This is a genomic window from Brevibacillus laterosporus LMG 15441 (assembly GCF_000219535.2).
Lineage (GTDB): Bacteria > Bacillota > Bacilli > Brevibacillales > Brevibacillaceae > Brevibacillus_B > Brevibacillus_B halotolerans.
This window is the reverse complement of the sequence record NZ_CP007806.1, coordinates 4402501-4422137: the sequence shown is the minus strand read 5'-3', so window position 1 is coordinate 4422137 and position 19637 is coordinate 4402501. Positions and strand designations below refer to the sequence as shown.

Here is a 19637-nt window from a genome sequence, read left to right as displayed (position 1 = left end):
AATTATAAATAGGCTATTAACATAAAAAGAAGGCAGTTCCAAAAGAGAAATCACTTTGGAACTGCCTTTTTAAAATAGTCAGGAGTTTATAACAAGATGGTTTACAACAAATTTAACTAGATGTGGATAACTTATTTCTTTTGTTTCTTTTTGTATTCAACGGCAATCTTAGCTGCTACCTCTGCGTTGTGGTATACAAGTGCGATGTTCGTTTCTAAGCTTTTGCCAGCAGTTAGTTCTTTTACTTTTGAAAGTAGGAATGGTGTTACTTTTTTGCCAGCGATATTATTTTCCTTCGCTTCAGCAAGTGCTTGTTGGATCGCTGCTTCAATCTGATCGTATGGAAGAGCAGATTCTTCTGGTACAGGGTTGGAGATGACCATTCCGCCCTGCATACCTAGCTTCCATTTTGTATCCATCACGGAAGCTACTGTATCAGGCGTGTCCAATGTAAAGTCAACGCCGTAGCCGCTCTTACGGGAGTAGAAGGAAGGGAATTCGTCTGTTTTGTAACCAACAACTGGTACCCCTTGGGTTTCTAAGTATTCTAATGTACGTCCGATATCAAGGATTGATTTGCAACCTGCGCATACTACAGCTACGCTAGTATTCGCCAATTCCGTTAGGTCAGCAGATACGTCCCACGTAACCTCTCCTTCGCGGTGAACCCCACCAATACCACCTGTAGCAAACATTTCAATTCCAGCTAGTTCAGCAGCAATCATCGTGCCGGCAACAGTGGTCGCTCCAATTTTACCTGATGCAAGGATATAAGGGAAATCACGGCGGCTTACTTTCTCGACGGATTTGTTAGTAGCGAATTCTTCTAGTTCTTGATCAGTAAGACCAATTTTAATTTTACCATCCATGATACCAATCGTAGCTGGCACAGCACCGTTATCGCGAATGATTTGCTCAACCTTTTTCGCCATCTCCATGTTCTGCGGATACGGCATGCCATGAGAGATAATGGTTGTTTCTAAAGCGACGATCGGTAATTTATTTTCTAGAGCATGTGCAACCTCTTCAGTAAAAGTTAAGTAGTTTTTCATTGTGCATTCTCCTTTACGAACTGATATAGTTTTTCCGGCTGTAATTCGGGAGAGACAGATTGTTCTGTGACCAATGTCAGAGCTGATGCAGCAAGGCCTAACCGACAAGCGTCTAAAAGCTCTTCACCGTGTAGAACACCATGCAACAGACCTGAGGCAAAGGCATCACCAGCACCGGTGACATCTACAACATCCACTGGATATGGTGGAAGTAAAACCTCGTGTTCAGGGGAAGAAACAAAAATACCTTGTTCACCCATGGTTACGATGACATTGAGAGCGCCGCGTTTGCGAATGAACTGGCAAGCTGTTTTTACATCCTCTACATTGTTAATCTTCATGCCAGAAAGAATCTCAGCTTCTTCCTGGTTAGGCAAAATACTTGTGACGCCCATGAGAGATTCGGGTAATTTTTTGGCTTTCGCTGAAGAGACTGGATCAATATACAAAGTAATGTTCTCATCGTGACAGCGTTTGATCATGTATGCCAACACGTCCTCAGGGAGGTTCGTATCTAGAAGCACAATGTCGGAAGCGACGATATGAGCCCATTTCTCTGCGATCATCTCAGTTGTTACTTTTTCATAAATATCCATGTTTGCTAGGGAAACGAACATTTCACCATCTACATCTAGTAGCGCTGTGTAGGTACCCGTTTGTTCAGAGGAAAGCATCCAGGATTGACTAACATCTACCCCATGCTGTTTGGTTTCTGCAAGAACCCATTCACCCTCTTTGTCATTGCCTACGCTAGTAATAAGAGAGGTAACGCAACCAAGGCGTCCCAAATTTTCAGCAATGTTTCGGGCTACCCCTCCACATGATTGAGAGATGCTAACTGGATTGGAAGAGTGCAGTTTGACTTGTTGTTTGCTGCGAGCTTTGCGATCCAGATTGGCTCCCCCAAGGCAAGTGATGGAAGCTTCTTCTTTTAAAATGTAGGCTCTTCCTTTGATTTGGCCTTGTTTCATCATAGTGGCAATATACCCTGCTACGGCTGAGCGGGAAATTCCCATTTTATTGGCTAATTCTTGTTGACTGATGAAGGGATTCAAACGGATATAGTGCAAGATTTGTTGTTCTTTATCCATGTGACACTCCTCCTTTCAAACAAAAGTTTATCACTTAAACAAAAGTTTGTAAAGTATTTGTTTATCAAGTATGATAGGAGAAAACATTTACAAAAGTGCTTGTCGGCTATTTTTAGTAAGAGTTTCTCCATGATCTAAGCAAAAGTCTATCTGAAAAACAAAAGTTGGGTTACAATAGCAAAAAGAGGCGAAAAAGGGGCGGTTCGTGTGTCATTAGTGGGAGAGGAAAGAAAGGAGCTCATCTTAGAACTACTACAACAAGAAGGAAAAGTAAAAACAACTGAGCTAGTAGAAAAGCTACAAGTCTCTTCAGAATCCGTACGTCGGTATTTAGAAGAGCTAGAACAAGAGCAGAGGCTCAGGCGGGTGTATGGGGGAGCTGTCAAAGTAAGCGGAGACATCGAGCTACTTTCTTATAAAGACGACTCAGAAGTTTGTTATAGCAGCGTAAAAGATATTGCACAGGTAGCAGCAAATTTGGTGCAGCATGGTGAAAGTGTAGCTCTAGATGATGGGATCATTTCACTATATATGTTGCCCTACTTATTAGAAAAACAAGACGTGACGATCATTACTTGCTCTGTGCGATTACTGCAAGCCTTTTTTCTTCAGGAGAAAAAGGACGAATTTACAGGAGATATCTACTTTTTAGGTGGAAAGGTCCATCAAAAGCATGCACGTGTATGCGGCTTGATGACAGAAAAAATGATGGAATATTTCCATGCAGATAAAGCTTTCCTGTGTGTAGATGGATTATCCTTACAAAAAGGAATGAGCCATCATGATGCCGAACGAGCTTTTTTGGTTCGCAAATTTATGGAGAATTCAAAGGAATGCATTGTGCTGTGTGATCAGGATAAATTAGAATTACAGACTTTTTATAAGATTGCAGATATAAAAGACATTCAGACAGTTATTTGTGATAGCGAAATACCTGAGGAATGGGCAGATAAATATCAAGAATGGCAGGTTCAATGGGTAAATGCTTCTAGGGTGTAACCGGTTACACAGAACTATCGTATATATTCATACTGTCCTAACACATAATAACAGCAAACATGAAGTTCAGGAGGCACAACATGTGGTACAGCAGTTGGATGCTTACGGTATTAATGATCGGATACACAGAATGGGGTCCAGATACGGGGAGATCTATTCAGGAGGCACAGCACGTACAGGTGATCCAAAATGAAATAAAATTTAGTTCTGTCAAGGAACTAACCAATGCTTCTCAGGCAATCATTCGTGCCACAGCATTGGAGGCTGTTCATGAACAAGCGACGGATCAAACTGTACAAGGAAGAAAAGTTGTCAAATATACACAAACCTTTCAAGTAAAAGCAACATTGAAGGGGAGCGTAGGGAGACAAGTCCGGCTTGTATTTTATGGATTGGAACCTAAGCCTGAGGCAGGAGACCCTTTAAATTTACAGTATCCAGGGGCACTTGGGGATGGTGAATATTTTTTATTCTTAAAAAAAATGGATTCCAATACCTTCACAACCGTAGAAAAATGGCAAGGAATCTACCCTGTTTTTTCGGGCAAAACGGTGGCTCTAGAGGGATCTGGAATTTCTGAATTAAACGGACTTACACCGAATCAGATGATGGATAAAATAAAACAGGTAACAAGACAATAGGAGAAAAAGCCGTTTTCTGTATAAAGAGAAAACGGCTTTTTTAGGAAGCTTTTTTTAATCAATTAGTCTAGTAATCCTAACATAGAGAGACCTTTGGCAATCCCATCCTCATTGCAGCTTGCTGTTACATAACGAGCTTTTTGTTTTGCTTCCAAAACGGCATTGCCCATGGCTACACCATGTCCAACGGTTTCCAGCATTTCTAGATCGTTTAAGCCATCACCAAAGGCATAGGTGTGCTCAAGGGAAAAATGACCGTGTTCCAGCATTTTTTGGATGCCGACTGCTTTGGAGCTGCCCAATGGAATAATATCTAAGGCATAATCATGCCAATGAATAAAGCCAAATTGAGGGAAGCGTTCCATATACTCCTTAGCAAGCTCAGGTGCGCAGAAGATAATGCTTTGATAAATTGGATTTTGCTTGTAAAAGTCTGGGTCAAGAGAAGGCTTAGCCAATTGTAGTTCACCATAAATTACGTCCAAAAGAGGATCGTTAAGATGGTTGGCGCATAGCATTTCATGATTTACATAAGTAAGGACATGACCGTGTTTGTTGGCAAGATCAGTTAAATCTGTTAGCTGCTCTATCGCTATTGGATTACTATAGATTTCTTCGCCTTCAAATACAACATATTGACCATTTATGGAAACATAAGAATGAATGTCTAATTCTCTACATATGTCTTCTAATTGCTTAGGCATACGACCAGAAGCGATAGCAGTATAGATTCCATTTTCACGCAATCGACGTACCGCATCGCGAGTGCTTGTCAGTAATTGCTTATCTTCAGTAAGTAAGGTTCCGTCTACATCAAAAAACACGATTTTTCTCTCCACGTAAATTTCCTCCGCTTTTTCTAGTTGATCTAAGGGATACCACTATGTCGTAACGCCCAACGGTCACGCCGACACCAGATGGTACTAACAAGATAAACCTTACAGTATGAAAAGCATTTCAGGTCAAGAGAATTCTTCAGATTCTCTTCAAGCTATGTGAACATGGCAACTATTCTCAGCTTATTTTAAAATGGAGAGAGGGGGGGATGACACATGGCTAATATAAAACAGATAGCCGAGCTAGCAGGTGTTTCGATTACAACTGTTTCACGCGTTCTTAACAATCATCCCTATGTGCAGGAAGCTAAGCGTCAGGCAGTCTGGGATGCTGTGCATAAGCTTAATTACTCGCCAAATAGTAACGCTGTTCATCTAGTAAAAGGGCGGACAGGAATGGTGGCGGTTCTATTGCCGTTTGTCAATCATCCCTTTGCTGGAATGGTGCTGGAGGGAATTGCCGAACAAGCATTGCTGAATAATTACCGATTAATTTTATGCCAGACCAATTATGATCAAAATGAAGAGAAGCGCGTATTGGATATGCTGAAATCCAAGCAAATAGATGGAGTGATCATTGTTTCCAGAAAAGGCAAATGGGAGATGGTAGAGTCGTATGCTTCCTACGGACCGATCGTTGCTTGCGAAAAAGTAGACAGTGAAGTCATCTCTTATGTACATGTTGATCGGTACAGGGGAACGCAGGAATGCTTTCGTTATTTAGTGGAAAAAGGCTATCGACAAATTGGCTTTTCTCTTGGGACAAGCGGCACTCATAACGGAAAGAAACGTATGCAGGCGTATTTAGAAGGGATTGGCGACTTGAAAGAACCTGTTCGACCAGAATGGATTTTTGAAAATTGCTATCAGATGGAGGATGGTTCGCAGGTTGTGCAGCAATTAGCCCGGCTAAAGGAACGTCCACAAGCAATTATGGTTGCAGGTGATTTGCCAGCAGCAGGTATGATAACAGAAGCAAAAAAACTAGGATGGCGTGTTCCTGAGGACTTGGCTATTATTGGCTTTGATAATTTACCGTTGGCGAGCATTCTTGATTTAACCACGATGAATGTACCTAGTTTTGAAGCAGGCAAGGTCGCTTTTCAATTATTTATCGACCAGATTCTTGAGCGGAGAAACAAGCTAAAGGAGAGAAAAATTGTCACTAAAAAAGTAGAGCTACCGTTGAAGTTTATCATACGTGGCAGTGCGTGATCTTTTCTGTTGAAACGAATTCAACAATAGGTTCGTCAAAGCAGGTATTCAGATAATGCGTATATTGGCAGAATGCTGAAATAGTGAGCGCATGAGTGAAAGGTGGCAATAATCATGAGAAAAAAAGCAATGAATAAAGTAGTAGCGTCATTTCTGACACTTGGATTGTTAACAGGTGGAAGTTTTTTGGCTGCTGTACCTGCCGCACATGCTCAAGAGGCACAGGTTATTCGAAACATTCATGTGACAGGAGTAGGTAGTATCTCTATTGACCCGGATGTGGCTTATCTCCAAGTAGGAGTAGAGACGAATGCGAAAACAGCAAAGGAAGCACAGGAAAAGAATGCAAAAATTTTTGCTGCAGTGGAAAAGGTGCTGAATCAGGAGGGTTTATCTGAAAAAGAAATTCAAACCATTCAATTTGCAACTAGCCCACAATACAATTACGAGGATAAAGCGGGTCCTGTCCTGACAGGCTACCAAAGCCAGCATATTGTAAAAGTAACATATCGAAATCTAAATAAGATTGGTAATTTGTTGGATAAGCTGTCAGCAGCCGGAGCTAATCGAATTGATTCCGTTCAGTTAAGTACAGATAAACAAGCCAAATATGAAGGGCAAGCCTTAACACTAGCTGTTCAAAATGCAAAAGCTAAAGCAGAAGCGCTAGCCAAGGCATCTGGAGTGACAGTGAAAAAAGTACTGACCATTTCAGAGAGCAATGTTGTAGAACGTCCCTATATCCTAGCGAAAAATGAATTATCGATGCAGGACTCAGCAGCTAAGGGTAGTTCAATCGCTCCTGGACAAATTAAAGTAGAAACAACTGTTTCGGTGCAGTTTGAAATTGAGTAGGATTATCGAATCGAAATGCCAAACGGAGGAGACGTTACCTGTCACTCCGTTTTTTTATTTCCTCAAAAAAGATTTTTCTGTCCTTTTTCAAATAAAGGAAAAAGCTTATAGTATAGTGAGGAGAAGAGGAAGAAAGGGGGCAATAAATGCCGTATATTGGTTACCGAACACTGAAAACAGCAATTGGTGCTGGATTATCAATTTTTCTTGCTCAATTACTTGGACTAGAGTTCTATGCGTCAGCGGGTACATTAACGATCCTATGCATTCAAATTACGCGAAAGCGTTCGCTTAGCGTTTCCATTGATCGATTTATCGCATGCTTAGTCGCCATGGTTTTCAGCCTTCTGTTTTTTAAATGGGTTGGATTTCATGCTTTCACAATCACGATGATGATGTTGATCTTTATTCCGACATTAGTACGCTTACGTGTAATTGAGGGGTTTATTTCCAGCTGCGTTATTATGTTACATATCTATTTGAAGCAGGATTTAAGCTGGAGCTTCTTATGGAATGAATTACAATTGGTTACGATCGGTATAGGAATGGGGCTCCTGATGAATTTATATATGCCTAACAAAGATAAGGAATTATGGGAGCTTCAGCAAAAAGTAGAAAAAAACTTCTCTGTGATTTTAAAGGAATTGGCAGGCTATTTACGTCATGGAGAAGATGGATGGCCAGGGTCAGAAATGGTAGAAACACCTGTCTTGATAAAAAAAGCAAAAGAGCTTTCCTTACTGATTGTTGAAAATAATTTGTTGCGACCTGAATCAACCATTTATCGTTATTTTGGTATACGGGAGAAGCAATTCGATATTTTAGAGAGAATGCTTCCTATTGTTTCAGGCCTCTCTTTACAGGTTCCTCAGGGAAAACAGATTGCTGATTTTCTCGATGAGCTGAGTGTAAAAATACATCCAGGCAATACGTCATATGTATATTTAGATGGCATTCGAGAAATTAGAGAACGTGTACGCCAAGAGCCTTTGCCTGTTACACGTGAAGAATTTGAAGTGAGGGCCTCGCTCTTTTATTTGTTAAGTGAAATTGAACAATATCTATTGCTCAAACATAATTACATTCGTTCAGAGAGAGAACTGGAACGAATGCATGCACGGTTAAAAGTGGGGAAAGCAAAAGCGAAAGCCAAACAGAAAGAGTAATTTTTAACCATGGGAGAGGTTTTGATGAAGAAAACAATTTTATTTTTGCAAGTAATTGCATTAATAATCATGCTTCCAGCTTCTGTAGGAGCTGTATATTCAATGAAGGGTATTCCTGTATTGATCTACCATTCTATTGCGGATAAGCCGGATAATCCCTATTGTGTACCTCCTAGAGAGTTTGAGGAACAAATGAAATGGTTGCATGACGAAGGATATCAGACTCTGACAGCAACTGAATTACTTCAATACTATAATGAAGGTAAGCAGGTGCCTGACAAGTCTGTAGTGATCACAATTGACGATGGATATGATGACAATTATCTGATTGCGTATCCTATTTTTCAGGCATATAAGCAAAAAGCGACAATTTTTGTTACAGCTGGATCAGTAGGAAGACCTTCCTTTATGACTTGGGATCACATAAAGGAAATGCACAACAGTGGTTTAATTGATTTTCAATCACATACAATGACGCATGCTCACCTAGATAAGCTATCGCCTGATGTTGTTTATCAGGAATTAGCTCTGTCCAAGGCCATGCTTGAGGCTAAACTACATAAAAATATAGACATTCTTGCTTATCCATACGGAGGATTTAATCGTGCCATGCTGCCAACGGTACGTGAAGTGGGATATAAGATGGCATTTACCACTGTTCCGAGTAAGACAACTCCAAAGCAAGGAATGCATACTCTTCGTCGCATGGAGATCCATCCTAAAGCTTCCCTTCAAGCTCTGCTTCAACCCAAGCCAATGCCAACTACACATCTTACATTTTTAAGCTCTCTGTCACGTTAAGTGATGGAGAGTTTTTTAAAAAGAAAAATGGGTGCTTATTTTCGTCCATTTTACCATCCGTTCTTATTCCCCCGGCGTATGATGAAGGAGAATGAACAGATGGGATGTGATTCTTTTGAACACGGAGTTAAGGAAAGCCGTGGAACATACGTATTGTATGCAAATCCTAGAAACGGATATTTTGCATGATACGGGAAGAACGATCGTAATCCATTTGAAAACGTCAAAGGGAGACTACGTCCTAAAGAGGATCATTCTGGATGAGGAACGATTGCAGTTTATCTTGGCAGTAGAGGATCAAATTCGGAGTACGGGTATTTCTATTCCAAATGTTTTACCTACAGTTGATGGAAAACGCTATTTTATCTGGAACAATCAATATTATTTAATGCAACAATACATTTATGGTGATCCATCTACTGATCCGGACATGGGAGAGACCAGCGTAGAAAATATATGGGAGCGCGGTGTTTTATTAGGGCAGTTGCATCGTGCATCATATGGTTTTAGCACCCCCATGAGCCCAAAATACATGGGATTGGATACTTGGAATGAACACTATCAATCAGGTCTGTATTATTTGAAACGCTGGTATGAAAAAAACAAGAACAGCTCCTCGGAACGAAAACAGGTGATGTGCGAGTATCTCCCCTATTTTCAGATGGCCGGTTATGAGATTTACCAAGCATTACAGAGGTCTAGTTATTATGCTAATTTGAAATACCGATCTGTTGGTGAACAGTGGATTTGTCACGGGGATTTTCATCGGGGAAATGTTTTTAAGCGTCGAGGGCAATTTTGGGTGATTGATTGGGAATTTACACGTCATGATTTTCCTTCTAAGGATTTGGAACGTTTGGTTAATTTGCTTGTAAAAAAACAGGCTAGATGGAGCAGAAAAGCTTTTACTACTTTAATAGACCAATATTTATCTAATAATGTTTTATCCCAAGCGGATCAGTGGATCATGTATCATGACTTAGCTTTTCCGCATGGAGTCAGAAGAATGGTTAAGCACGATCTGTATAAAAAGGGGTCTGTTAGTGATCTAGAGGAACTTTTACAAAAAGAGTGGGATCGAAGCGAGCATTTAAAACAATTAATAGATTGATTTATTTGGGATATATTGGGATAATAGAAGCAATGAGAGGGAAAGTGTCGAAAGTGTCTGTTTATTAGGAAATGCTGGCGCTTTCTCTCGAAAATAGGTAAGGAACAATCGATAAACTTTTTTTGATTAGTGAAATACGAGTAATTATGACAAGCTCTCGCATGGTTTTACATGGAAAGTCGAAAGGTTTTACTAGTAAAGAATTGGAAACATACCTATACTTAGTAAGGAAAGTATAAGTGTGGAGGGTGTTATGGAAGAAGTAACGTTAGAGTCAACAATCGAAATTTTAAGATCGGATATGATTCAAGCTTATAAAGAAAAAGGTAATTTTGTCGATTCGCGGGTAGTACATATCAGCCAGCAGCTAGATACCTACATTGTTCAACTTCAACTGCTACGTCGTCATTCGTAGGATTACGGTATTTCCTAAGAAAACATAACAGGAGAAGTTTACGCAACCTGACACGGTTAGGTTGTTTTTTGTTTGAGTTTCTTACAAGGATTCCATATTTTTTACACAAGTTCTTATTTCTTTTATGTTACACTAGGTGAAGACTAGGAAGGAAAGTATAGAATGGCAAAAGGAGTAGAATGATGAAAAAATTTGACGTAACCATGCTTACTATTGCAATTCTAGTAGTAGGTTTAGTTATACTAGGTGTGACAGGTAAGCAGGAAACACAAGAACCAGCAGTAGCTACTGTTAACGGAGAGGCAATAACAAAAGATCGTGTCATTAATGGCTTTACCCCTAAAGGTCAGCAAAAGGTTATGGAAAATGCAATCAAAGAAATTGTTATAAGACAAGAAGCGGAAAAGCTTGGGGTACAAGTTGACCAAAAAGCGATAGATGCTGAAGTAGAACAGATTAAGAAAAGCTGGGGAACGAAAGAAGAATTTGAAGAGTTCTTAAAACGCAAGAAAATTACAGAAGCAGACATGCGTAAGGATTTGGAGATGAGCGAGCTTTCCGAGAAGGCCTTTGCTACATCTATTCCATTGAAAGACGAAGAAATAAAAAAATATTTTGAACAGCATAAATCCGAATTTGGTGATAACGCTGTTTATGAGAATGTAAAAGATAAAGTAAAAGAGAAGGCAATGAGCGAGCACAAAAAAGAGTTTTTTGATCAATGGATTCATACTTTAGTGAAAAATGCAGATATTAAATACATCAGTAAAATTGAACAACCTGTCTTCGAGGAAGACGCGAAGAAGTAAAACGGCGTTTCGACGCAAGCAAAATCACTCCCCTAATTTATATGGACTAGGGAGTGATTTTTTTATAATAACACGATACAAGGGCAGGGCTAGGATCAGGCTCCTGTCTTCGAAAAGGAGAGAACCCACGTTTTCTATCATTCCTTTGTTACTTCTGGCATGTAGGGTAAAGTAATTTCAATGGTAGTTCCTTGATTCATTTCACTGCGTAGCTGAAGAGTACCATTGTGCTCACGTATAATTTTGGAACTAACCATAAGACCAAGCCCAGTTCCGGTTTCTTTGGTTGTATAGAATGGTTTGCCTACTTTTTCTAATGTAGACAGAGGTATACCACAGCCTTCATCAGAAAAGCGGATTACTACATGATGCTCTAGCTTTGTTACTTCAATATGAATACAACCTCCAGCGGGCATGGCTTCTACACTGTTTTTGATGATATTGATAAATACTTGTTTTAACTGACGGGGTTCACAGAGAAGAGAGGGGATATCCGGTTCCCAGTGAGTAGAGATCGTGACATTAGCTAATATAGCTTGCGATTCTAATAATGTAATTACATCCTGCAATAAGGAGCAGATATCATTTGGCGCTAATTGGTATCCCTGTGGTTTAGCTAACAGTAATAATTCGTTTGCAATAAAATGAATGCGATCTAATTCTTTTAACATGATGTCTGTATATTTATTGCTGTCTTCAGGATGGGTCTGCAAAAGCTGGGTGAATCCGCGCAGTGCCGTAAGCGGATTACGAATTTCATGAGCTATGCCCGCAGCCAATTCGCCAATCAGAGAAAGCTTTTCTGATTGTTGTAAAAGGTTCTCGGTTTGTTTTTGATGATGAATGTTCTCTCCGATGAGGGCAAAGCCCAGAATGTTTCCGTCTTTACTAAGCATAGGAATACAGGAATTACGAATGAAGAGAAAATGTCCGTCATGATTCCTGACCCGTAATTCTATAGGATCAGCATCTACTTGCTTTGTTTCATATATATGATGAAACCATTTGCGCAAATGAGGGATATCATCAGGATGCAGATAGTCAAATGGGTGTTGTTGATAGTAGTCTTGCAGAGGATGTCCGAATATCGTTTCATGAGAGGGGGAAACAAAGACTACTTTACCGCGTGAATCTAGAAAAGTGATGAGATCAGAAGTATAATCTGCTAGAATTTGATACTTAAGCTGGCTTTCCCATAACGCTTCTTCTAACATATGCTCGTGTGAAAATTCTTTTGCGATTCCGTGCATCCCAACGGTTTTATCGAAGGCAAGCAAGGGAAGAAACATAACCTGTAGCCACACGGGATGTCCCTTTTTATGCCGGATGGAAAGAGTAGTTGCAAACGGAGTCCCTGTTTGAAGGTGTTCATAGATATGGTTTGCTTCAGTCCAATAATCAGGATGTAGTAGGTCATAGACGTTATTTTGTAATAATTCAGATTCCGTGTATCCGGTTATTACACTACATTTCTCGTTGACATCTCGAAAATCTCCTGTAATATCTAGGGTCATGTAAGCATCATCAGGTGAAAGGTGTGAGTTGCTTTGTTTGAACTTTTCGAAAATTCTACGCCACTTCGTTTTTTTGCCTAACTTTCTAATAAGGAGGAGATGAGTCGTTTGGCCCTGCTTTCTGTAGGATTGAATGAGTGCTTTGACATAAAGAGAGCCGTTATCTATCGTGTTAATTTCATAATGCTGTTCAACAGGAGATGCCTCTTCTTCGCAGTCTCTTAATGTAAAATCAGGAAAAAACTCTTGCAACGGCCTACCAATCAATTCGGTTTCAGCATACCCTATCCATTGGAGTAAAACATGGTTCGTATAAACGATGATTCCTCTACTATCGATCTGAATGACTCCTGTTGGTAGATGATCAAGAATATCCTGATGCGATACAGAGGAAAAGAACGGGAGAGCTTTCAAGTTACTCATGTAAAAAAACCACCCTACCTTCTAAAAAACTGGAGCACACTCTTCCATTTGAGTATAAAAAAGGAAAACGTTATCTTTACTTTAAGTCATGGAAGCCTTTTGTTCAATACTTGTTCTTGATTAATTATTAGAAGGATGTTAAAAATAAGAGCCGTTCCTCTTACTCTTACAAGATTGGCGAAATCGGCTCTAATTCATTGATCATAGAGGAAACACCAAAAAAGCTTGTAATTCTGGCATGAAAGCGAGTTAGTTTGACCGCTATTTTCTTAGAGGCTGGAGGATTGAGCGAGCGGTAATCGGATTGTGATGGTTGTACCTTTGCCCACTTCACTACTAATCGACAAATTACCACGATGCTCTTTAATGATTTTTTGTGTAATCATTAATCCTAACCCAGTGCCTTTTTCTTTTGTGGAGATGAACGGTTGACCTAACTGAGAGATAAGCTCGTCGGGAATTCCACAGCCTTGATCAACTACTTGAATATAAGTACTTTCTTCTTTTGTACTTACCGTAATTTGAATAATGCCACCATTATCCATTGCTTCTAATGAGTTTTTAAGTAAATTGATAAAAACTTGTTTTAATTGGTTTTCCTCACATTCTACATAAGGATCATCATCACCAAAATCCAATAGCACCTGGACGTTGCTAATAATGGCTTGTGTTTGTAACAGCAAAACAACGCTGGTTAACAGTTGCTGTAGGCTCTTCCGTTGTAAACGTAATACCTGTGGCTTTGAAAGAACTAATAGTTCGCTAACAATCATATTAATACGATCTAATTCCGTCAGCATGATTTGAAAATAAGGCTGATAATCCTTTACGGATGAACGGAGCAATTGTACGAATCCGCGTAACGCTGCCAAAGGGTTGCGAATTTCATGGGCTACCCCAGCAGCTAGTTCACCAATAGCAGACAATTTTTCAGAGTTAAGCAGGAGTTGCTCGGTTGCTTTTCGTTCTGTTATATCTCGGGAAATAGCTGCTGTTCCCACAATTTTTCCAGTTACATCATGGATAGGAGATAAGCTCAGGCTGACATAGAGCTTGCTACCATCTTTTCGCTCTTGATGTGTTTCATAACTGGTAATGTAATTATTTTCTTCCTTATCACGGCAAACAAAGATCATTTGCTGAGAATCATTTGGCAAAAATTCATGCAAAGGTCGACCAATTACCTCTTCACTACTCCAACCATACATTTTTTCAAAAGCTCGATTAATTCGTAGCACAGTACCATCTAAATCTAAGACATAGATCGCATCCGTTGAGTTGGTAAACAGAGATTCCAGTAAATCCTTAGTTGAACGTAGCTCTTCCTCTGCTTTTTTTCGTTCCGTTATATCAATGCATGAAGCGATTACCTCGACTACACGATCATTGCGGACAATTGGACGCAAGGAGGCTACATAGCAGACACCTACTACATTTTCTTCGTAGGTAACACTCTCTCCCTGCCAAGCCCTCTCGTAGTAGCTTCGCTTACTTTGCAAATAAGGGAGGACGTCCTGCATACGTCGGCCTACTACATATTCTGGTGTTAGACCTAGACGATACAGCAATTCGCCATCTGCCATTGTATAAATAAATTCCTTGCCAGACTTAATGAATTTAAAGGTCATGCCTTTTTGCATCTGAAGCGTATTTTTTAAGTCTTCCTGAGCCATCATGAGAGCGCGTTCTGTTTGTTTTCTAGCGGTAATATCGAATCCCATAAAATAGACACCTACTACCTGTGACTCAAATACTTTAGGAAAGCTGATCAGGCAAATGTAGACAAGATGTCCTTGTTTATTGCAAAAGGGGATTTCTAGTTTGTAATGTCCGCCTTGGAGAACCCGCCGGAATCGGATACTCTCAGCGGTGCGATCTTCCTCAAACATCATTAAATCCTGATAAGAACGGCCGATTAATTCATGTGCGGAGTAGCCTAAAATCTGTTCGCTCGCATGATTTAAACTGAAAATTCTGCCTTGCAAATCTGTAGAGTATACAAGGAAAGGATTTTGCTCAAACAAGGATTGATAAAGGTCAGACTTCTGGGCCTGATTTTGTTTAATATAGATAGCAAGAATTCGTGGAGTATTATTTGTGATGATTGTTGTGTGTACATCTATGGAAAAGCTAGCTCCATTCTTGTGTAGACCAATCCATTCCTGATTGTACGTGGGAATAGATTGGTTTTCCTGCTGGAATAAAGAATGAAAGGTAGATCCATGAATGGTTGGAAATAAAATAGGAAAAGATTTGCCGATGATCTCTTCTTCCCGGTAGCCAAACGTGCTACTGGCTGCATGGTTGCAGCTAAGGATGTGACCAGTATCCGCTACGCTAATGATGCCTAACGGAGATTCGGCAATAAGTGACTGAAATAACGTATCGTTACCGGAAGAAAATAAATTCATATCATTCACGACCTGTCTCATCCAGTGTTAGTAACGTTGATAGCCTATTGTCTATCGACTTCGTTACGTTTTATATACATCTCAAATTGAGCCAATGCACTTATTTCATCGGCTCCTTCTCGCTTGATTTCCGTGTGTACTGTAAAACGTATCCGGTCGCCGGGCTGATTAAGTGTGTTACGAACCAGTTGTTCTGTCTCCTTGGAAATAGAAGCTACCGCTACAATATCACCTTGAGCTGGTGCAGAGTATTCGACAGAGCTTTTGGTTACTAGTAGCAGAATATGAGGAACTAAGTCAGAAAAGGTGGACAAAATGGAAGCAGCAGCGGCTGATTCAGCTAATGTAAAGAGGGCACCAGCATGTATGGTGCCGACATGATTTACATTAGAAGGTGAAAAAGGGAGCCTAGCACATGCTTCACCAGGTGATGATTGTGTGATGGTAACTCCAATTGTTTGGGCAAATGGTACTTGCTTGACAAAAAATTTTTGAACGGGGTTCATTTTGACACTTCCCTTCTTATAACTTTACTTTCATTACAAGGAAGAGAGTTCGGCAGGTAGGGAAAAATATCCTTTTTTGTCAGATGAAAACGATATTACTCGAATGACGGCATCTAGGTTAAGAGGACCGTAAATATGTGGATACAATTGTCCGTCTTTCGCTAGATCATATTTTAATTCCGAGCTAAGCCGAGTAGGATCAATCACTAAGAGCAGCAGATGCTGTTGTCCTTTGTAGATTCGATTAGCAACACCTTCGAATTGCTCCGGAGTAGAGCAGTGAATAAATCCTTCCGTGTCTAGGGATGGATGTAGGTATGTACCTTGCTCTTGGGCAGTATTCCATTGCTGTTCTGTAGAAATTTTAACGATCATATCCATAGCTGACATTCTCCTTTGTGGTAGAAATATACAATTGTTTATCTGTACTATTCTACAACTTTCTTTAAGGCTTGGGAAAGGAAAAACAAGAATGAGCAAGAATGAATATTCAGAAGCAAACATTTGCAGGCGGTTCGTGCAACTAGAAGAGCTCCGGTCCCAAAAAGTAAATAGAATAGGGGGAGTTTGCGATGATGAATGCACAATTAACACTTGCGCCTATGATGGAAAGAGCAGAAAAAATGTTTGGCAAAAAACAGGTAATATCACGTACATCTACTGGTATCTATCGATTTACCTACACGGAGATTGGAGAAAGAACAAGACGTTTGGCCAGTGCGCTTGAAACACTTGGTATTAAACGCGGGGAACGAGTAGGAACTCTAGCGTGGAATCACCACCGACATTTAGAAGCCTACTTCGCTATTCCTAGTATGGGGGCGGTATTGCATACCATTAATATCCGCTTATCTCCTGAGCATATCATCTATATCATTAATCACGCAGAAGATCAGGTTCTGTTGATAGACGATGACATTCTTCCCTTAATCGAGCAGATAAAAGATCACTTACACACTGTAAAGGCATTTGTACTGATGACTGATCACGATCAATTGCCTGCCTCAAATCTACAACCTCTTTATTCCTATGAACAGATATTAAAAGAAGCAGACCCTTCCTATCAATATCCAACTGACATCCAAGAGAGAGATCCAGCAGGCATGTGTTACACGTCCGCTACTACAGGGAACCCAAAGGGCGTTATCTATTCTCATCGCGGAATTGTATTACACTCTATGTCTATAGGGCTAGCAGATACACTAGGATTAGCTGAAAAAGATATCGCAATGCCAGTAGTTCCAATGTTTCACGTAAATGCGTGGGGCTTCCCTTTTGCAGCCACTTGGTTTGGTTGTACGCAAGTGATGCCAGGACCGCGCTTTACGCCTCAGATTTTAGCTGATTTGATTGAAACAGAAAAAGTAAGCATTACAGCCGGAGTGCCAACGATTTGGTTAGGTCTTTTACAGGAATTGGAGAATGGCCGATATGAAACCTCCAGTTTGCGAGCCGTTGTTTGCGGTGGATCTGCTTCTCCTCGCAGTTTAGTAGAGCGGTATCGTAAAAAATTTAATATCCCCTTCTATGTTGCCTATGGGATGACGGAAACCAGCCCGTTAGTTACTTGCTCTAAGCTAAAAAGCTATCAGGAGGAAAATTTATCGGAGGAAGAAAAATTAGATTTCCTCTGCAAACAGGGAACATTGGTTCCTGGCCTTCAGATGAAGATAGTGGGGGCGAATGGAGAAGTGAAGGCGGATGGTAAAGAGATGGGCGAGCTGTTAATTCGTGGCCCATGGATTGCGGATAGCTATTATAAAGATGAGCGGAGTGAAGAAACATTCCAAGATGGCTGGCTACATACGGGAGACGTAGCGACTGTAGATGCAGAAGGATTTGTGAAGCTAGTTGACCGCACGAAGGATTTAATTAAGAGTGGGGGAGAATGGATTTCTTCTGTGGATGTAGAAAATGCGCTGATGGGTCATGAGGCTATAGCGGAGGCATCCTGCGTGGGTGTACCTCATCCGCAATGGGGAGAACGACCAATCGCGTGCGTTGTATTAAAAGAAGGACAAAGCGTTTCAAAGGAAGAGCTGCTTGCCTATTTGAAACCTAAATTTGCCAAGTGGTGGCTACCAGATGATGTCCTATTTGTAAAAGAGATTCCAAAAACATCTGTAGGCAAATTCTTAAAACGAGCGTTACGTGAGCAAATAGTTGACCATTATGCTAAGGAACCGCAAGCATAAGGAAAGATAGGTGTACGTTATCAGTTAAACGTCTAGCCCTTCTTTTTCTCTAATGAATATGTTGAGAGAAAGGGGGACTGTCTATGGAGTGGATTCGCTGTCAGTGTCAGCGATATGCGCAGCTTTGGTGGAAGGAACAGAATTTGGACTTTCAAGGAATTGCTCTACTATTTGGATTAGGTATAGTCAGTTTGTTTGGGGTTATTTATGTCATTTTACTATAGTTGTATAAAAGTCTTCTCTGCATTCAGGAGAAGACTTTTTACTTATTGTATTTCTGGTTTTTCCTACATATCGGGCAACGTACCTTTATAGAGCTTTGTCTGCTTTCAAGGATTTGCTGTATAGGGTATAAAGTTAGGATGGTTCTAGGGGATATTGGTCCTTTGGCATTGCATGTAATAAGCATTGTTGGGATAGGCCTGTTATGATAGGCTAAAATAATGGGAGATTGATAAATAGCAGGATCAATAGGTGAGGGGTTAACGTGCGGAAATTAAAACCGAAATATAAAAAGATTATAGAAGCTGCCACTGTCGTTATTGCCGAAAACGGGTTTCAACAGGCTCACGTTTCAAAGATTGCTAAAAGAGCTGGTGTTGCTGACGGTACTGTTTATTTATATTTTAAAAATAAGGAAGACATTTTGTTGTCGTTATTTGAAGATAAAATTACAGAGTTTTTAGAAGAAATGTCTCCTGATATAGATCGGGCGAGCAAAGCGACCGATAAGCTGCGAGTATTTGTAGAAGGTCATTTTTCACGATTCTCGAATAATCCTCATTTTGCGATGGTAACGCAATTAGAATTAAGGCATTCTGATAAAGAGGTACGGCGCACAATCAACAAGATTCTAAAAGATTATCTGTCCATGATTGATAAGATATTAAAGCTGGGAATTGAGAATGGAGAATTCGACCCACTCTTGGATATTAAAGTAACTCGTAGAATGGTCTTTGGCGTTGTCGATGATTTGATGACGAATTGGGTCATGAACGATCAAAATTACGATCTCATGGAGCTTACCGATAGTGTGTATCAATTTGTAAGCCGGGGCTGTGGGGTAGTTCAGCAGGCATGAAGCGAAGCGGGTGAATTTTATTTTGATTTTTTTGATAAATAAGTTTTTTTATTCGGCTTTTATTGAATGAAGAAGAATCTAATGAGAGAATAAACTTGTTTTGTGCAAGAGTTACAAATTTAGAAGCATCGTTTCTTTTGAAGTAGCTTATGATTGATTAAAGGGGGATGAAGATGATTACTTTTAAACGACTGACTCATCTGACTTTTGACGAAGCGGTGCGGCTTTGGAACGCAGGGTTTTCTGAATATTTCGTTGATATTCAGGTTGATACTGATTCTTTTTTGAAACGTTTAGGTAAGGATGAGCTTTCTCCTGATTTATCTATTGTAGCATGTAAGGACGAGGAGCCTATCGGGTTTATTCTAACCAGTTGGCGTATGATCAAAGGGAAAAAGGTGGCCTGGAATGGCGGAACGGCAGTCAAACCAGAGTGGCGTGGACGTGGAATAGGGAAGCTGATGATGAAAGAATTGCTCAGCATTTACGAGGAACTAAATATAGACATTGCTACCT

20 protein-coding genes (1 of these 20 running past the window's edge) are annotated in these 19637 nt (G+C 40.2%); 13 read left to right on the top strand and 7 right to left on the bottom strand.

The window, feature by feature from the left end:
* Positions 1-131 precede the first annotated feature (131 nt).
* On the bottom strand, positions 132-1052 hold the full coding sequence (locus BRLA_RS19425; RefSeq protein ID WP_003334710.1) for a pseudouridine-5'-phosphate glycosidase: 921 nt from the start codon (positions 1050-1052) through the stop codon (positions 132-134).
* Positions 1049-2143 (bottom strand): carbohydrate kinase, encoded by a 1095-nt coding sequence (locus BRLA_RS19420; protein ID WP_003334711.1) that lies wholly within the window; start codon positions 2141-2143, stop codon positions 1049-1051. The genes BRLA_RS19425 and BRLA_RS19420 overlap by 4 nt, the downstream gene beginning before the upstream one ends.
* Positions 2144-2350: 207 nt before the next feature.
* On the opposite strand from BRLA_RS19420, the gene BRLA_RS19415 reads away from it, so the two are divergent.
* Together BRLA_RS19415 and BRLA_RS19410 are read left to right on the top strand one after the other, a co-directional pair.
* On the top strand, positions 2351-3142 hold the full coding sequence (locus BRLA_RS19415) for a DeoR/GlpR family DNA-binding transcription regulator (protein WP_003334712.1): 792 nt from the start codon (positions 2351-2353) through the stop codon (positions 3140-3142).
* A gap of 80 nt (positions 3143-3222) precedes the next feature.
* Complete coding sequence (locus BRLA_RS19410) at positions 3223-3783, top strand: hypothetical protein (protein ID WP_003334713.1); 561 nt, start codon at positions 3223-3225, stop codon at positions 3781-3783.
* 62 nt (positions 3784-3845) lie between these two features.
* Here the strand turns inward: BRLA_RS19410 and BRLA_RS19405 are convergent, their stop codons facing one another.
* The gene (locus tag BRLA_RS19405; protein ID WP_003334714.1) at positions 3846-4622 is read right to left on the bottom strand and encodes a Cof-type HAD-IIB family hydrolase; all 777 of its coding nucleotides are present in this window, start codon (positions 4620-4622) and stop codon (positions 3846-3848) included.
* A 213-nt stretch (positions 4623-4835) separates the two neighbouring features.
* Here BRLA_RS19405 and BRLA_RS19400 point away from each other — a divergent pair, with 213 nt between their 5' ends.
* The 7 genes from BRLA_RS19400 (at position 4836) to BRLA_RS19370 (ending at position 10991) form a co-directional block, all read left to right on the top strand.
* A complete protein-coding gene (locus BRLA_RS19400; protein WP_003334715.1) occupies positions 4836-5834 on the top strand; it encodes a LacI family DNA-binding transcriptional regulator in 999 nt (332 codons plus the stop codon).
* 114 nt (positions 5835-5948) lie between these two features.
* Complete coding sequence (locus BRLA_RS19395) at positions 5949-6689, top strand: SIMPL domain-containing protein (RefSeq protein WP_003334716.1); 741 nt, start codon at positions 5949-5951, stop codon at positions 6687-6689.
* A 146-nt stretch (positions 6690-6835) separates the two neighbouring features.
* Positions 6836-7855: an aromatic acid exporter family protein gene (locus BRLA_RS19390; protein ID WP_003334718.1), complete on the top strand. Its 1020-nt coding sequence runs from the start codon at positions 6836-6838 to the stop codon at positions 7853-7855.
* A gap of 24 nt (positions 7856-7879) precedes the next feature.
* The gene (locus BRLA_RS19385) at positions 7880-8656 is read left to right on the top strand and encodes a polysaccharide deacetylase family protein (RefSeq protein ID WP_003334719.1); all 777 of its coding nucleotides are present in this window, start codon (positions 7880-7882) and stop codon (positions 8654-8656) included.
* A gap of 91 nt (positions 8657-8747) precedes the next feature.
* Entirely contained in the window at positions 8748-9767 is a 1020-nt protein-coding gene (locus tag BRLA_RS19380; RefSeq protein ID WP_236867718.1) for a phosphotransferase, read from the top strand.
* 241 nt (positions 9768-10008) lie between these two features.
* Positions 10009-10182 carry an aspartyl-phosphate phosphatase Spo0E family protein gene (locus tag BRLA_RS19375; protein WP_003334721.1) on the top strand — a complete coding sequence of 58 codons (174 nt, stop codon included), beginning with the start codon at positions 10009-10011 and terminating at the stop codon, positions 10180-10182.
* Positions 10183-10361: 179 nt separating this feature from the next.
* A complete protein-coding gene (locus BRLA_RS19370) occupies positions 10362-10991 on the top strand; it encodes a SurA N-terminal domain-containing protein (protein WP_003334722.1) in 630 nt (209 codons plus the stop codon).
* Between the two features lie 137 nt (positions 10992-11128).
* On the opposite strand, the gene BRLA_RS19365 is transcribed toward BRLA_RS19370, so the two are convergent.
* The 4 genes from BRLA_RS19365 to BRLA_RS19350 form a co-directional block, all read right to left on the bottom strand.
* Positions 11129-12928: a PAS domain S-box protein gene (locus BRLA_RS19365; RefSeq protein WP_003334723.1), complete on the bottom strand. Its 1800-nt coding sequence runs from the start codon at positions 12926-12928 to the stop codon at positions 11129-11131.
* Between the two features lie 269 nt (positions 12929-13197).
* Entirely contained in the window at positions 13198-15339 is a 2142-nt protein-coding gene (locus BRLA_RS19360) for a PAS domain S-box protein (RefSeq protein ID WP_003334724.1), read from the bottom strand.
* 44 nt (positions 15340-15383) lie between these two features.
* Positions 15384-15845, bottom strand: coding sequence for a YiiD C-terminal domain-containing protein (locus BRLA_RS19355; RefSeq protein ID WP_003334725.1), 462 nt, complete (start codon positions 15843-15845; stop codon positions 15384-15386).
* A gap of 33 nt (positions 15846-15878) precedes the next feature.
* Positions 15879-16226 (bottom strand): DUF952 domain-containing protein, encoded by a 348-nt coding sequence (locus BRLA_RS19350; RefSeq protein WP_003334726.1) that lies wholly within the window; start codon positions 16224-16226, stop codon positions 15879-15881.
* Positions 16227-16417: 191 nt separating this feature from the next.
* Between BRLA_RS19350 and BRLA_RS19345 the strand changes: the two genes are divergently transcribed.
* The 4 genes from BRLA_RS19345 to BRLA_RS19335 form a co-directional block, all read left to right on the top strand.
* On the top strand, positions 16418-18040 hold the full coding sequence (locus BRLA_RS19345) for a long-chain fatty acid--CoA ligase (RefSeq protein ID WP_003334727.1): 1623 nt from the start codon (positions 16418-16420) through the stop codon (positions 18038-18040).
* Positions 18041-18123: 83 nt separating this feature from the next.
* On the top strand, positions 18124-18264 hold the full coding sequence (locus BRLA_RS24405) for a hypothetical protein (protein WP_003334728.1): 141 nt from the start codon (positions 18124-18126) through the stop codon (positions 18262-18264).
* A gap of 263 nt (positions 18265-18527) precedes the next feature.
* Entirely contained in the window at positions 18528-19121 is a 594-nt protein-coding gene (locus tag BRLA_RS19340; RefSeq protein ID WP_003334729.1) for a fatty acid metabolism transcriptional regulator FadR, read from the top strand.
* Positions 19122-19294: 173 nt separating this feature from the next.
* On the top strand, positions 19295-19637 hold the beginning of the coding sequence (locus tag BRLA_RS19335) for a GNAT family N-acetyltransferase (RefSeq protein WP_003334730.1). 554 nt of this gene lie beyond the right edge of the window; 343 of the gene's 897 nt are visible here — the first part of the coding sequence; the start codon lies at positions 19295-19297; the stop codon falls past the right edge of the window.

Bases quoted from the DNA above. Each gene is read 5' to 3' on its own strand.
- BRLA_RS19425 (WP_003334710.1), bottom strand. From the start codon at position 1,052: ATGAAAAACTACTTAACTTTTACTGAAGAGGTTGCACATGCTCTAGAA.
- BRLA_RS19420 (WP_003334711.1), bottom strand. From the start codon at position 2,143: ATGGATAAAGAACAACAAATCTTGCACTATATCCGTTTGAATCCCTTC.
- BRLA_RS19410 (WP_003334713.1), top strand. From the start codon at position 3,223: ATGTGGTACAGCAGTTGGATGCTTACGGTATTAATGATCGGATACACA.
- BRLA_RS19400 (WP_003334715.1), top strand. From the start codon at position 4,836: ATGGCTAATATAAAACAGATAGCCGAGCTAGCAGGTGTTTCGATTACA.
- BRLA_RS19395 (WP_003334716.1), top strand. From the start codon at position 5,949: ATGAGAAAAAAAGCAATGAATAAAGTAGTAGCGTCATTTCTGACACTT.
- BRLA_RS19390 (WP_003334718.1), top strand. From the start codon at position 6,836: ATGCCGTATATTGGTTACCGAACACTGAAAACAGCAATTGGTGCTGGA.
- BRLA_RS19385 (WP_003334719.1), top strand. From the start codon at position 7,880: ATGAAGAAAACAATTTTATTTTTGCAAGTAATTGCATTAATAATCATG.
- BRLA_RS19380 (WP_236867718.1), top strand. From the start codon at position 8,748: ATGAACAGATGGGATGTGATTCTTTTGAACACGGAGTTAAGGAAAGCC.
- BRLA_RS19370 (WP_003334722.1), top strand. From the start codon at position 10,362: ATGATGAAAAAATTTGACGTAACCATGCTTACTATTGCAATTCTAGTA.
- BRLA_RS19365 (WP_003334723.1), bottom strand. From the start codon at position 12,928: ATGAGTAACTTGAAAGCTCTCCCGTTCTTTTCCTCTGTATCGCATCAG.
- BRLA_RS19360 (WP_003334724.1), bottom strand. From the start codon at position 15,339: ATGAATTTATTTTCTTCCGGTAACGATACGTTATTTCAGTCACTTATT.
- BRLA_RS19355 (WP_003334725.1), bottom strand. From the start codon at position 15,845: ATGAACCCCGTTCAAAAATTTTTTGTCAAGCAAGTACCATTTGCCCAA.
- BRLA_RS19350 (WP_003334726.1), bottom strand. From the start codon at position 16,226: ATGGATATGATCGTTAAAATTTCTACAGAACAGCAATGGAATACTGCC.
- BRLA_RS19345 (WP_003334727.1), top strand. From the start codon at position 16,418: ATGATGAATGCACAATTAACACTTGCGCCTATGATGGAAAGAGCAGAA.
- BRLA_RS24405 (WP_003334728.1), top strand. From the start codon at position 18,124: ATGGAGTGGATTCGCTGTCAGTGTCAGCGATATGCGCAGCTTTGGTGG.